This window comes from uncultured Parasphingorhabdus sp. (assembly GCF_963975555.1).
In the GTDB taxonomy this organism is placed as follows: Bacteria; Pseudomonadota; Alphaproteobacteria; order Sphingomonadales; family Sphingomonadaceae; genus Parasphingorhabdus.
Genome location: NZ_CAXBHH010000009.1, coordinates 13,693 through 27,793, shown reverse-complemented (window position 1 = coordinate 27,793; position 14,101 = coordinate 13,693). Strand labels below are relative to the sequence as shown.

Genomic DNA, 14,101 nt, shown 5'->3' with positions numbered 1-14,101 from the left:
AGTATGAGTGTATTTGATGTCGCTAGCAGAGCAATGTCGGCCCAGATGGTCCGGTTAAACACTACCGCGTCCAATCTGGCCAATGCCCGGACGGATTATGCCAGCGAAGACGAAGCCTTCCGTGCCATGCGGCCGGTGTTCCGATCGGTGGTTGAAGACAATCTCGCGACGGTCGACGTAGACCGCGTCGTCAAAACGGATGCTGCACCACAGAAACGCCATGATCCAACAAATCCAATTGCGGATGAAGAAGGCTACGTCTGGGAGGCCGCTGTTGATGAAACAGCTGAGCTAATCGACATGCTCGAAACCGCCAGGAATTACCAAAATAACGTGCAAGTTTTGCAAACTGCCAAAACCTTAATCCTAGAAACAGTGAGAAATCAATAATGACCAGTATATCAGACTCATTTCAGACAACGAGGACAAACCTTGCTGGTCTGACACAGGCACAGCCGGACAATGCCACGGGTGATAATACACTCGATCAGGATTCCTTCCTTCGTTTGATGACGACCCAACTGAAGTTTCAGGACCCATTTGATCCTATGGACAACCAAGCAATGGTTGCGCAGCTGGCCCAGTTTTCCAGCGTTGCTGGCATCTCCGAAATGAAGCAGTCTTTGACGGAGATTGCTTCCATCCTGGGAAATAATCAACTCTCGGAAGCAAAAGAATGGATTGGCCATTCAGTACTGGTGCCCGGAACTATTTCGGTGGCGGACAAAAATGGTCAATATTCCGGCGAGTTCGACCTCACCACGGCAACTGACAATCTTTCGATCGATCTACTTAACGAAGCCGGCGAAATCGTAATGTTTGTCGAGCTCGGCCAGCAAGCAGCCGGTCCAGTGGAATTCAGTTTCGACAGCAAAGACGAACAAGGACAACCACTTGATCAAGGCCCCTTGCGGGTTCGCGTCAACGGCGGATCGGTTTCCAACCTGGCGACATGGGTACCGGTAGCCTCGGTAAAAACATCTGATAACAATGGGCCTCCACTTCTCGTTACGCCCATTGGCAACGTTTACCCTGCGGAGGCCCGCAAAATTGCATGATTTTGACCCGCCAGCATCTTATCCAACACAGGAGAAAATAATATGTCGTTTTATACTTCACTAAGCGGCCTGAAAGCGGCCCAGACTGACTTGAATGTAATTTCAAACAATGTTGCAAACACGAACTCAACTGGCTTCAAAAAAAGCCGCGCCTTATTTGGTGATCTTTTCACGGCCTCTCCAACCCAAGCGACTAGCTCGATTGCGGGCCAAGGCGTCAGCCTCAGCGGCATAACACAACAATTTACACAGGGCACAATGCAGCCGACCGACAAAACCCTAGATCTCGCGATCGCTGGCGATGGATTTTTTGCAGTCAAGAGCCAACCACCAAGTGATGCATTGAGCTATTCCCGCAACGGCGCGTTTTCCGTAAATGATGATTACGAAGTGGTCGACACAATTGGCTCAAAAGCCCAGTTGTTGCCGGTTGATGCAAATGGCGTGATTACGTCTACCAACGCCGCCGACATGGTTGACTTTGTCGTGCCGGAGTTCGATCCCCTTGATCCGGCAGCTCTACTTACCAACATTTCAATCAACACAGAAGGGGTTGTCTCAGCGACATTTTCGAACGGTAACCAGACGAAACTCGGTGCCATCGCAATGGCAAGTTTTTCCTCTGTCGAAGGTCTTCGTCCGATGGGCGATTCACATTGGCAATCGACTGGCGAATCCGGTTTGGCGCGACTTAATCAGGCTGGGAGCGGCGCACTCGGACAAATCAAATCCGGCTATCTGGAGTTAGCAAACGTCGATATCACAGAGGAATTGGTCTCGCTAATTTCAGCCCAGCGCAATTTCCAAGCCAACGCTCAGGCGATTGAAACATCGAGTACGCTTACCCAGACGATTATGAACCTTCAGATCTAGATTCTGATTATTTGAAGGAATGAACTATGGATAAGCTTGCATATACTGCGGTCAACGCGATGAAATCGCTGATGACCCGGCAAACAACCATTGCCAATAATATGGCGAACTCGGACACGGTCGGTTTCAAAGCCGATATGGTCTCTGCAAAGGCTCAATATTTGAGTGGCCCGGGCCACGATAGCCGAGCGATGGCCGTCGAGCGGGATATGCAAGCCGATATGAACGGGGGGCCGATCACTCAAACCGATCGGCCACTCGACATTGCTTTCGAAGGCGATGCGATGCTCGCGGTTCAGGCCGTCGACGGCAACGAAGCCTATACAAAACGCGGAGACTTACAAATCGCCCCGTCTGGAGCTCTGCTCACCGGCGACGGTTTTCCGGTTTTGGGTGAAAGCGGTCCGGTAACGTTACCGCCTGTAGATCGCGTTGACATTGGTACCGATGGAACAATTTCATACGTGCCCCTAGGCGGCGATCCAACCTTGCCGCAACAGCTTGGCAAATTGAAACTCGTTAGTGCGACCGGCAGTGAAATATCCAAGGGCCAAGACACATTATTTCACGTCGCCGACGATGGCACGTTACCAGTTGATGAAAATGCCAAGGTCATTTCCGGTGCCTTGGAACAGTCGAACGTCAATATGACCAGCGCTCTGGTAGATATGATTGAAACCAGCCGTGCGTGGGAAACGCAGGCACGATTGCTCAAAATGACCGAGGAACTTGATGAAAGCGGCGCGGGCATAATGTCCTTGCCACAAGCATAATCGCATACAGGAGAAGATAAGATGAGTAACGCTGCCCTACAAGTTGCGCGCACCGGATTGGATGCGCAAAACACCAAGATGCGCGTGATTGCCAACAACTTGGCGAACGTGAACACCACCGGTTTTAAACGGGACCGGGCCGATTTTGAAACGCTCGCTTATCAGAATATCGTTACGCCTGGCGCACCTTCGGACGCACAGAACCGATTTGCCAGCGGCATCCAGTTGGGAACCGGAGTCCGGCTAGCAGGCATCAGCAAAATTGCCAGCCAAGGCACTATGCAGACTACCGAAAACGCCACGGATTTGGCGATTGAAGGTGCCGGCTATTTCCAGGTTGAAATGCCAGATGGTACAACGGGATACACCAGAGCTGGTAATTTTAGCCTGACGGCGGAAGGTAATATGGTCACCAGCGATGGCCTGCCACTGATACCCGCGATCCAGGTACCCGAGGGAGCCACCGCAGTAACTATCGGCAGTAACGGCATCGTATCCGCGTCATTGGCCGGACAAACCGACCCAAGCGAACTCGGACAAATCGAACTTGCCCATTTCACCAATCCAGCAGGGCTACTTTCGCTTGGCAATAACGTTCTCGCCGAGACTGCAGCTAGCGGCGCTCCTCAAGTGGGCGAAGGTGGACAAGACGGTCTGGGCAATATTCGTCAAGGTTTCCTCGAAGGATCCAACGTCAATATTGTCGAAGAGCTGGTCAATATGATCGAGACGCAGCGCGCATATGAGGTCAATTCCAAAATGATCTCGGCGACCGACGAAATGCTGCAATTCGTGAACCAGCAGATTTAATTTAAACGCAGGAAAGAAGCGTATTCATCATGACATATAATCCGTTTTCAAAACGAAAATTACTGATCGGTGTAACGCCATTTCTGCTCGCCAGTTGCATGGGATCGAACAGCGGCATCTCAACACAGGAGTTTGCACCGGTCATGGCTGTGACACCGCCCGAACCTGCCATTTCGAACGGTGCGATCTTTCAAATTACTTCTGGCTACTCGGCTCTAACAAGCGGAACTCGGGCAAGCCAAAAGGGAGATATCATCACTATATTGCTCGTCGAGCAGACACGCGCCTCAAAGTCCAACAGCGCGTCCAAGGATCGTGATGGCGGATTCTCCCTGACCCCACCCACGACTGGCCTGTTTTCGCTATTCTCGCCCAGCGATGTGGCAACAAGCGGCAGTCAGAATTTTTCCGGCAGCGGCAGCGCGGATCAATCGAACAGTCTGCAAGGCCAGATTAGTGTGACGGTCGCGGAAAGCTATCCGAACGGAACAATGCTGGTACGTGGGCAAAAGCTCACATCGCTAAACCGGGGTGAAGAGCATACACAATTTAGCGGCCTTATCCGAGCCATTGACGTGTCCCCAGACAATACCATCCCGTCGACGAAAGTCGCCGATGCCCGGATCATCTACGGCGGCACTGGAGAAATCGCATCCGCAAGCAAACAGGGCTGGTTGCAGAAATTTTTCTCCTTCGTGTCACCATTCTAGCCCCAAGTGGAAGAGATCCTATGACCCAATCAATAAAAATATTCCGGTCGATCAGGTGGCTCGCTACCTTGATCGCTCTGGTATCGGCAGCGGTGATTGTCACTCAGCCCGTTCAAGCCGAGCGGATTAAAGACATCGGAACCTTTGCTGGTCTACGGACCAACCAGCTGGTGGGCTACGGCGTTGTCGTAGGGCTTGCCGGCACCGGAGATGACAGTCTGGAATATGCCACTGTCGGCCTGAAAGGCGTCACTAACCGTTTTGGTTTATCTCTGCCCCCTGGCGTCAATCCAGCCTCAAAAAATGCAGCGGCAGTGTTGGTCACTGCAGAAATGCCGGCTTTCGCAAAACCCGGCCAACGCCTTGATATTACCGTTTCTGCGATCGGCAAGGCGAAATCGCTGCGCGGCGGTACATTGATCTTGATGCCACTCTATGGCGCCGATCAGCAGATATATGCCATGGCGCAGGGGAATTTGGCAGTTGGTGGCTTGGGTGTGACCGCTGCAGATGGATCAAAGATTACAATCAACATTCCTTCCGTGGGCCGGATTTCTGGTGGCGCTTCGATCGAAAGAACCGTTGCCACCGGATTTGAAAGCCAGCCCTTTCTCAGCTTCAATCTGACCGACGCAGACTTGACCACATCGCTGCGGGTAGCCGATGCCATCAATGAAGCCTTTAATTCACAACTGGCGATTGCAGCTGACGCTGTAACCGTGAGAATTGCTGCACCATTGGGCGCGCAGGAGCGGGTGATGTTGATGGGCAAAATAGAGAACCTGATCGTAAAACCGGCCGATGCACCTGCCCGGATCATCGTCAATGCGCGAACCGGAACGGTCATCATCAATGGTGCCGTGCGCATTGGTCCTGCAGCAGTCAGTCACGGAAAGTTGACCGTACGCGTCGAAGAAAACCCCACGGTCGTTCAGCCCGCACCATTCAGCCGCGGCAGGACTGCCACGGAACAGGACAGCAACATTGTCGTGGATGAACGCCGCAACCCAGCATACGAAATTGGACGACGCGCCTCTCTATCTGAAATCGTCGAAACCATTAATTTTCTCGGTGTTCCACCGTCTGATCTAACAGCAATATTGGAGGGCTTGAAACAGGCGGGCGCATTGTCCGCAGAGCTGATCATCATATGACCGCAATTATAACCACCCCAAGTTCCATAGCCTCTTCCACGGTGCCAGCTAAGCCTGCAGCCGATAAGAGACAAGCCGAAATCCAGTCAATGGCGGCCGATTTTGAAGCAATATTCGTGCGACAAATGCTGACAACGATGCGAACATCTTCGCTGGGCGAAGGACTATTCGACGGTCAGGGACTGGAACAATTTCGTGACATGCAAGATGCCGAAATTGCTGAATCCATGGCCAAAAAGGGCGTTTTTGGAATAGCGCAAATGCTAACTCATCATTTGGAGAATAAGGATGTCTGACCTTCTCAGCATTGGACGATCGGCGCTTCTAACCAGCGCTTACGCATTGGACGTCGTCGGATCCAACGTCGCTAATGCAGACAATCCGGATTACGTCCGGCGGGTACTGAACCTCGCTGATACCACGATCCATGCCGGCACCAATCCGATTTACAACAGTTCCAGAGGAACCGGCAGCGTTACATCCAATGGCATAACCCGTTCGAGCGACCAGTTTCTGGAAGCAGCAACGCGACAAACCGGAGCAAACCGAGTTAGTGCTGAAGTTCTCGTGCAATGGCTCAACCAGGGAGAAATTGCGCTTACCAACAATGATGCCGACCTTGGCGCTCAGTTGACAAAACTTTTTGGTACTGCCGAAGAGCTTTCCGCGGTTCCATTTGAACCGGCGTTGCGCAATCAGTTTGTAGGCGATATTGAAGCAACCGTTGACCGCTTCAACCAGACAGCTCTCAATCTGTCGTCCACCGTCAGTCTGATCAATGGTGCTGCATCCCAGGAAACGGCCGAGCTAAATACGGCCCTAAACGAACTCGCGCAAATTAATCAGAAATTGCTCCCCGCACAAATCGGCTCTCCTCAATACGCGGTATTGCTCGACCAGCGTGATGCGGCCCTAACGGTCATTACCGAAAAGCTAGATGCTCAAATCAGCTTTGGTACAAATGGCATCGCAGATGTTTCCCGTAATGGAACCAATTTGGTAGCGTACAATGTCGCTAGCCCAGTTACATTCGTCGCTGGTGCTGGAGCGAGTTTCGATATTGAAATCGGTGCCGTGGTGCAGGCAGCTCCAAGCAATGGGACCTTGGGTGGACTACAACGTGCACAATCAAGCTTGATCAGCCTTAACAATGATCTGGACACCTTGGCAGTGCAATTTGCCACAGAGATCAATGGCTGGCAAGCTAACGGCTGGACCGATGCGGGAGTAGCCGGCGCCGCGATCATCTCCCATGCCGGGACCGCCGCGTCCCTATCAACAACCGGACTATCGGCAGACAGTTTGGCTTTGGCTGCCCCGGCTGGCGCGGCAAATGGCAATATTCTGGCGTTTGTAAACTTGCGTACCGCGACCGGTACAGAACAGGTCTATGAGACAATAGCGCTCGGACAGGCACAGAATTTGTTGGCGGCCCGCAGCGAAAGTGCAGCCTCAACAGCTTTCGACCAAGCCACGCGCCAAGCACGTGACAATGTTGCGACCGTCGATCTCGATCGCGAAGCAGCGGACCTTATCCGGCTACAACAATCTTACGAAGCGGCGGCCCGCATCGTGCAAGTCGCAAAGGAAACGATGCAAACCATATTGGGAATTTTTTAATTGGTCCCGCGAGAAGGAACAAGACATGGAATCGATTAACAGAAACAGGCCCAACGATAGCATTCAAAGACAAGCCGAACTGTCTGCGCTTATCGCCAAGGCAGAAGAATCCATTGCGAGTGGCAAGAGCTTCACGCGACCATCTGAGGCGCCTTCCAGCTGGCTCGAGATATCCAGTCTCGGGCGCAAGTCCTCGATTGAAAATTCATGGCTCAACAACATCGGCCGCGCTGGCATCATGGCACAGCAAGCAGAATCCTCGCTGGATACGATGGCTACAGCAGCCATTCGCGCCAAAGAATTGCTCATCTTGGCAAACAACGAGACTCTGTCCACAGAAGATCGCGAAGTAATTGCTATTGAACTCGAGAGTCTTTACGATCAGTTTAATCAACTCGCTCAGGCTGAAGATAGCTATGGGGGAAAATTATTTCACACTGGTGATCCGATCCAGATGAGGATTGATACGAACGTATTGGTGACACCATCGCCAAATCTCCAAACCGTGACTCAGTCGATAGATGTCGGTGGCGTCACCACTGATCTCGATACCATTATGACCGCAATGATTGATGCCGTTCGGGCGGGCACAGCAGCCGACCGAGCCTTACAACTTGAGGCGGGAGATTCATTGGTCAACCATTTTTCGAGTCTGGTTGCCAGCCAAGGCTTGCTAGTCAATCGCCTTGATGAGCAAGAAGACCGACTGAATCTATCGCAACTCACATCGACCGAACGGCGGTCTGTACTGGAAAGCACTGACATTCCAGAAGCTGTCGCGCGTTTCCAATCCTTGTTGGTTAATCTGGAAGCGGCACAGAAACTATATGCCACTTCTAACAATAACTCACTTATTCGGCTGATCGGCTAAGTCCGCGGAATGCATTATCATGCGTCCCTTAACGAAGGGTCGTTTCTTCCGTTCATCTTTATAATGTTTGCTTCCTGCGTCCGCTGGAGCGGTGGCCAACATCACAGTCCGGGTCCGTTGATGGGGAATTAAATATGTTTGCCGTAGTTGGTATGGTTATCTTGCTCGTCATGGTTTTTGGTATTTTTACGCTATCGGGCGGTGACCTCGGCGTAATTATGCATGCTCTACCAATCGAAATGGGCATTATCGGCGGTGCTGCGGTAGGAGCGTTGATCGTCGGTAATTCCGGTGCGCAGTTAAAAGCGCTTCTGGGTGGGCTCGGAAAAGTGTTCAAGGGACCAACCTACGTCAAGCAAGACTTCATGGATTGTATCTTGCTGGTGTCCAAACTGACCAAGATTCTGAAGAGCGAAGGACCAGTGGCTCTGGAGCCGCATATCGAAGACCCAAATGCTTCACCGATATTTAGCGAATATCCAAAGCTGCTCAAAGACGAGACGCTTATTCATTTAATTGCAGACAGCTTGCGCCTGGTGGTGGTTTCATCCGGCACACTCGATCCCTATGCGGTGGAAGACGTTATGGACCAAAGCATCAAAACGCATCACCATGAAGCGATTGCACCGGCGGACAATCTGCAGAGCCTAGCCGACGCTTTGCCGGCACTTGGTATTGTCGCGGCGGTTCTCGGCGTCGTAAAAACCATGGGCTCGATCGACCAGCCGCCTGCGATTTTAGGTGGAATGATTGGTTCTGCGCTGGTTGGGACATTCTTAGGTGTTTTGCTGGCCTACGGTTTTGCCGGGCCAATGGCCCAGCGTGCGCGGTCGGTGATAGAAAGTGATGGTACCATCTACCAAGTCGCGAAACAGATCATCATCGCGAGTCTGCATGGACACCCACAACCTCTGATCATTGAAGCGGCGCGCACCAGTCTACAGCATGCCAACCAACCAAGCTTTGCTGACGTATTTGATGCGATAAGGGCGCGTTGATCTATGGCAAATAGAACTACTCAGGGCTCCAATCAACCGCCGATCATTGTCAAAAAAATAATCGTGGAGGAGCATGCCGGTCATCATGGGGGTGCCTGGAAAGTCGCCTACGCCGATTTCGTTACCGCGATGATGGCATTTTTTCTGCTATTATGGCTGCTTGGAGCAACCACCGAGAGGCAGCGTAAAGCGCTCGCGGAATATTTCTCACCCACGCTTGTCCAGATGCAAGGGAACAATACGGGCTCAAACGGGATACTCGGCGGAGAATCGCTAACTGATAAAGATAACTTACCGCACAAAGCCGCACAAACCGGCAGGCAGGCAATTAACATTCCGCGCGATGCAACAGGCACGATGGACGACAAAGGAAAAAGAAGCACTAGCCGACAGGCCCTGGACGCAAAAGAATTTGAAAAGAAGATTCGTGAGCGATTGAAGGACAACCCAGAGAGACTGGCCTTACTCAAAAACATCCGTTTCACCGATACCGAGGAAGGGCTGCGAATAGATCTGATCGATGAGGCCGATTTTAGTATGTTTGCGCTAGCGACCGACGACCTGAGCCCACAAGCTAGGGTTCTGATCGAAGAAGTTGCGAAAATCATAGATACTGTCGACAACTTGCTCGTTATCCGGGGGCATACCGACAGCCTCCCCTACGCAAGCGGACAAACCATGAATAATTGGCTACTCTCCTCGGCCAGAGCAGAAGCGACGCGCAAAGAAATCGTACATCAGGGTGTTGCAAATACCCGGATGGCTCGGATCGAGGGAGTAGCGGACACTGAGCCTTATAACCCGAATGACCGGATGGACGACAGGAACAGGCGCATTTCCATCACGATGAAACGTAATTAACTGGAAGCAGAAACGTTAGGCGCTCTGCAAGCTTACCCCCATTTTGGGTATAATATCTCAGCACCCCACCAAATCGGGTTGGATATGATTTGATCTAAGCCGCACAGATTTGGATAGAATGCAGTTGGAAAGGTTGAAAACTTTCTACCGAGGTTGCCCGGCCCCCGCAGGCCCCAGCCTTGGTGAATGCAGTGCACCTGGTATGCGCTCTTCAGGATTAGGTAGGACGATTTTATCGTCCTACCTAATTGCATATGGATATCCGACAAACGCACTTTATATCGCTTCCGAACGCTCCATATTATTCGTTCCGGAAATAGAAAGGAGTGGAGTGACGGAGGCCCGAAGCACTTTTTGACCTTGTGGAGGCCGAGCAGGAACGAAAGCCACCACAGCCCTCACCTCTCGACAGATATCGCCATTTTTAATGCAACGGAGAAGTTCACGATTTAAGGAGATATCCATGGGAGTCTAATGCAACGTCAACATCCCATTATAACAGCGCTATAATGATATTAGCTATCGCAGGCTCAAAGGTCCTCAAACTCACCGGAAAATTTACACACCATATTCCGGCCGCCCGACTTCGCGTTGTAAAGCGCGACGTCAGCTTTTCTAAGAAGTGACCGTTTGGTATCAAAACGCTCAGATTGAGCAATGCCTACGGAAAATGTTACCCGGCCGATAGAACGCCCTGACCCCACGTCGACCAGTGATTTACTCGCCAAACCGCTCCGACAGTCATCGATTATCTGGAATACATAGTCGACATCATCGTCTTCAATCAAAATGGCAAATTCTTCGCCACCGTAGCGGGAGATACTGCAACGATTGTCGGAAAGTTGAGACAATTGATTTGCGATCAATCGAAGTACGCGATCGCCGCATTCATGACCAAATGTGTCATTTATCCGTTTAAAATGATCAACATCGACAAACGCTAGGACAAATGCCTCACCGTCCTCTTGCCGTCGTTGAAAAAGGGACTCAATCTCGCGGTCAAATTTTCGCCGATTGGGCAGCCGCGTCAAATCGTCGTGATCAGCTTCGCTTCTTGCTACTTCAAGTTCATGTTGCAGCTCTGCAAGCTTCTCGTTTGTACGCGATATTTGATCTCGGTTTTCACGGGTGGAAACCACCATCAAACGGGAGAGATCGAGAAGATTTTGAATCGCCTTATCAAGGCCAACTCTTCCTCCTCGGATATTGTCAGCCTGTTCGATCAATTCGTTTTCGTGCCTGATCGCTTCATCATTTCCAGCACTCATAATCTGCGTCGTTTCGCAAATTTGCTCGACGGCTTGCTGAAAAATTTTCTCCATCCGCTCATTGAGATCCACATTGAAATATTTTTCATATATTTCCAATGCAGATTGATTGTTGAGCTCAGAAGCGGATGACGCTCTCTCCAATTCAGTTTTCAATTCTTCATTGTCACCGCAAACATATTCCCATGCCTGTTCGAGATTTTTCGCGTTCAATGACAAATTATGCCGAGCCAGGAAATTGGTAATTTCCACCAACGGCGCATATTCGCCATCCTTATCACTACAAACTGGACATGCTTGATCAGCGCATTTCTCGCGCCGGTACGAGTTCAGTATATTCTTGATATCGATTTTCACGTCACGCCCTCAATCTGGCCTTCGGCATTCGGTTGTAAGCGTCCAAGGCGGCAACTTTATAGGCTTCCGCTAGAGTTGGAAAGTTAAAGACATTGTCAGACAGATAATCAATTCCACCGTTAAGATTGATCACCGCTTGTCCGATATGAATCAATTCCGTTGCACCTTCACCTACGATATGGACGCCGAGCAGCGCCCGATCGTTGAGATCAAAAATGCATTTTAGCATACCTTGACAGTTACCCAGAATATGCCCGCGAGACGTTTCCTGAAAACGTGCAATACCAATTTCTACCTGGAAGCCCTGTTCCCTTGCGTCATCTTCCGACAGACCGATACTGGCTATTTCAGGAATTGAATATATGCCCAACGGAAAGCTGCTCCCCGAACAATTAATTGGTACACCAAATGCGTGACAGGCAGCTTGCCGCCCTTGCTCCATCGATGTAGAAGCCAACGCTGGGAAGCCGATGATATCGCCGGCGGCATAGATATGCGGCTGGTTTGTTTGCAGGGTTTCCTTATCGACAACCAACCGGCCGCGACTGTCGCATTCGATACCTACTTTTTCCAGTCCAAGGCTATCCACCGCGCCTATACGGCCTGCAGTGAACAAAAGCATTCCAGACCGGAGTTGTCGGCCGTCATCCAGCAAAATAGTGGGGTGATTGTCATCATCAAGTGATATCTTGTCAATTGTTCGCCCCAATCGAAGGCTGATGCCGTGTTCCGTAAGTTGATGGACAAAATTAGCGACAATGTCACGATCGATAAACTCCAGGAGCCGTTCGCGTGCTTCCACGACTGTTACCGGGATTTCCAAGGTTGAAAAAATCGTTGCATATTCCAAACCGATAACGCCTCCTCCAACTACAGTGATACTTTTCGGCATCGGCAAGTTCGCGGCGACACCATCACTATCAATCACGGTAGTACCATTGAATGGGATATTTTTGGGCCGAAACGGTTTGGTACCCACCGCGATTAGAAACTTGCTGGCCGAGATCGAAAAACTGGTCTTTCTACCTCGAATATTTTGCTGGATCGCCAGCTTATGGAGACCTGAAAACTTCGCTTTTCCTTGCAGGACCGTAACATTGTTTCGCGCGAGCTGATTATCAATGACCTCAACTTCATCTCCCAATGTCGTCGCAAGGCGGGAACTGATCGAATCCTGCATCTCCTGGACCCCGTTGCGGTGCTGTCGGGATTTGAAATGCTGATCTCGCCAACCCGTGACGGACAGCACCGATTCACGGATGGTTTTTGATGGCAAGGTACCGGTATGGACTGACACACCACCGATCGATTTTTGATCATCGACCACGGCGACGGATTTGCCGAGCTTGGATGCCTGGATCGCTGCTCGGCGACCAGCTGGCCCTCCCCCAATTACCACGAAATCATAGTCAAATTTAACCATATCTGGTTTCCTTCCCATTATGGTTAACGGTGAAGGGACAGAACCTTAAAACAATGTAGTAATATAAGTGCAATTAATCGACGCAGATAAGTCGTGCATTTAACTGATCATCTTTTATTTTACTTATCCGAGAAAATTGAGACTTTGCTTTCTATACTGAGAAAATTCTGCATCAACTCTACAATCCAAGGAATATAAAATTCGAGAATCTATCAGCGGATTGAAAAAATTAGCGCTGGATAGTTCAGAGGCATGGGAAAGAGACGTGCAAACTAACCAGCTGCTATTATGGGCCGCATAGCATTGGGCCGCTCATATCAGGCCAAAACGCCGGATCGGATAAATCCGTTTTGAAATGCGATCTCTACGATCAAAAGCTTATGCACGCTCACTTTAGCCGTTTGTGCAAATCGATAGCATGAAGATGGCGATCACAGGGAATCTGGATATCCCAGACGACCGATTACGATCGAACATATTGTGTGATGCCCCCCTGACGCTGACCTAAAACCAGACGCTCTCGTCAATTACGGCAGATACAGAGAGGCTTTAACCCTTCGCTCCACTATTCTGCTGATAAAATGTTAGGTAACGTCAGACCCATAACAGGCGTCGAAAGCAGAGCACCCTCTTATTTTAAAGCGTCAGCCAATTGCCTTGAGGCCCATAATTTTATATCCTTCGCCGTAATCTCGTTATTCAGTCCACAAATTTCGCGGACACTCGTGAACATCCCACCCAGAAACTGTCGCAAATCAATTATGGCATAAGGAGACCGATATGCGTCATTCCCTTGCGAAGACAATATCTGCTTGATATCTCCGAATGACAGCAGCTTACACTGTTGATACCAACTGTCATCAGCCCTCAACGTCAGCAATGCAGACAGTTCCGCAAACAAAAAATGATTGACCTCCCCGGTTCCATCAGTCTTCTCGGCAGCTAGGATAACATTGGAAAGTCCAACCAACAGCATATCCTCGATCTTGATGATTTCCGCGATGGAACGATCGGGTGTTGATCCAATTTCGAGATATTCAAAAGCCAGTCCTATGAGCAATAGTTCCCGCCAAGTATAGGACGCTGGCCTTCCCTTGCCGGTATTGACACCAGATGGGAATCCAAGGCGCTGCATGTGCTTGATACGACCGCGAAACGCGGTCAGACTGGTACTGGCGATATGATGCTTATGCGACAGGATATCCTGAATCTCTTTATAGGTAAATTCCATTGGCATTCCCGAAGTTGAGCGGAATATTCAGACATGAACATCAATATCCCATATTAGAGGTAGGGAGAACCATTTTACAATCAATTATTACCGA

14 protein-coding genes and 1 pseudogene are annotated in these 14,101 nt (G+C 50.4%); 12 read left to right on the top strand and 3 right to left on the bottom strand.

Going from position 1 to position 14,101, the window contains the following annotated elements; translation table 11 throughout:
• Window positions 1-3 precede the first annotated feature (3 nt).
• The 12 genes and pseudogenes from flgC to AAC060_RS14485 all read left to right on the top strand — a co-directional run.
• Window positions 4-390, top strand: coding sequence for a flagellar basal body rod protein FlgC (gene flgC, locus AAC060_RS14540; protein ID WP_339827712.1), 387 nt, complete (start codon window positions 4-6; stop codon window positions 388-390).
• On the top strand, window positions 390-1,058 hold the full coding sequence (locus AAC060_RS14535) for a flagellar hook capping FlgD N-terminal domain-containing protein (RefSeq protein ID WP_339827482.1): 669 nt from the start codon (window positions 390-392) through the stop codon (window positions 1,056-1,058). The genes flgC and AAC060_RS14535 overlap by 1 nt, the downstream gene beginning before the upstream one ends.
• Window positions 1,059-1,100: 42 nt before the next feature.
• Window positions 1,101-1,931 (top strand): flagellar hook-basal body complex protein, encoded by an 831-nt coding sequence (locus AAC060_RS14530; RefSeq protein WP_339827481.1) that lies wholly within the window; start codon window positions 1,101-1,103, stop codon window positions 1,929-1,931.
• Window positions 1,932-1,957: 26 nt separating this feature from the next.
• Window positions 1,958-2,704 carry a flagellar basal body rod protein FlgF gene (gene flgF / locus AAC060_RS14525; RefSeq protein ID WP_339827479.1) on the top strand — a complete coding sequence of 249 codons (747 nt, stop codon included), beginning with the start codon at window positions 1,958-1,960 and terminating at the stop codon, window positions 2,702-2,704.
• 21 nt (window positions 2,705-2,725) lie between these two features.
• On the top strand, window positions 2,726-3,514 hold the full coding sequence (gene flgG, locus AAC060_RS14520) for a flagellar basal-body rod protein FlgG (protein WP_339827477.1): 789 nt from the start codon (window positions 2,726-2,728) through the stop codon (window positions 3,512-3,514).
• Between the two features lie 29 nt (window positions 3,515-3,543).
• Window positions 3,544-4,224: a flagellar basal body L-ring protein FlgH gene (locus AAC060_RS14515; protein ID WP_339827475.1), complete on the top strand. Its 681-nt coding sequence runs from the start codon at window positions 3,544-3,546 to the stop codon at window positions 4,222-4,224.
• 20 nt (window positions 4,225-4,244) lie between these two features.
• The gene (locus AAC060_RS14510; protein ID WP_339827473.1) at window positions 4,245-5,378 is read left to right on the top strand and encodes a flagellar basal body P-ring protein FlgI; all 1,134 of its coding nucleotides are present in this window, start codon (window positions 4,245-4,247) and stop codon (window positions 5,376-5,378) included.
• Window positions 5,375-5,674 carry a rod-binding protein gene (locus AAC060_RS14505; RefSeq protein ID WP_339827471.1) on the top strand — a complete coding sequence of 100 codons (300 nt, stop codon included), beginning with the start codon at window positions 5,375-5,377 and terminating at the stop codon, window positions 5,672-5,674. The genes AAC060_RS14510 and AAC060_RS14505 overlap by 4 nt, the downstream gene beginning before the upstream one ends.
• Window positions 5,667-6,998: a flagellar basal body rod C-terminal domain-containing protein gene (locus tag AAC060_RS14500; RefSeq protein ID WP_339827469.1), complete on the top strand. Its 1,332-nt coding sequence runs from the start codon at window positions 5,667-5,669 to the stop codon at window positions 6,996-6,998. The genes AAC060_RS14505 and AAC060_RS14500 overlap by 8 nt, the downstream gene beginning before the upstream one ends.
• Before the next feature lie 25 nt (window positions 6,999-7,023).
• On the top strand, window positions 7,024-7,869 hold the full coding sequence (locus AAC060_RS14495) for a flagellin (protein WP_339827467.1): 846 nt from the start codon (window positions 7,024-7,026) through the stop codon (window positions 7,867-7,869).
• Between the two features lie 134 nt (window positions 7,870-8,003).
• Window positions 8,004-8,867, top strand: coding sequence for a flagellar motor stator protein MotA (gene motA / locus AAC060_RS14490; protein WP_339827465.1), 864 nt, complete (start codon window positions 8,004-8,006; stop codon window positions 8,865-8,867).
• A 3-nt stretch (window positions 8,868-8,870) separates the two neighbouring features.
• Window positions 8,871-9,716 (top strand): annotated as a pseudogene (locus AAC060_RS14485) (flagellar motor protein MotB); the annotation flags it as partial.
• Between the two features lie 542 nt (window positions 9,717-10,258).
• On the opposite strand, the gene AAC060_RS14480 reads toward AAC060_RS14485, so the two are convergent.
• The 3 genes from AAC060_RS14480 to AAC060_RS14470 form a co-directional block, all read right to left on the bottom strand.
• Entirely contained in the window at window positions 10,259-11,353 is a 1,095-nt protein-coding gene (locus AAC060_RS14480) for a GGDEF domain-containing protein (RefSeq protein WP_339827463.1), read from the bottom strand.
• Between the two features lies 1 nt (window position 11,354).
• Window positions 11,355-12,776 (bottom strand): Si-specific NAD(P)(+) transhydrogenase, encoded by a 1,422-nt coding sequence (gene sthA, locus AAC060_RS14475; protein ID WP_339827461.1) that lies wholly within the window; start codon window positions 12,774-12,776, stop codon window positions 11,355-11,357.
• A gap of 631 nt (window positions 12,777-13,407) precedes the next feature.
• On the bottom strand, window positions 13,408-14,007 hold the full coding sequence (locus AAC060_RS14470; RefSeq protein ID WP_339827458.1) for a hypothetical protein: 600 nt from the start codon (window positions 14,005-14,007) through the stop codon (window positions 13,408-13,410).
• Window positions 14,008-14,101 lie beyond the last annotated feature (94 nt).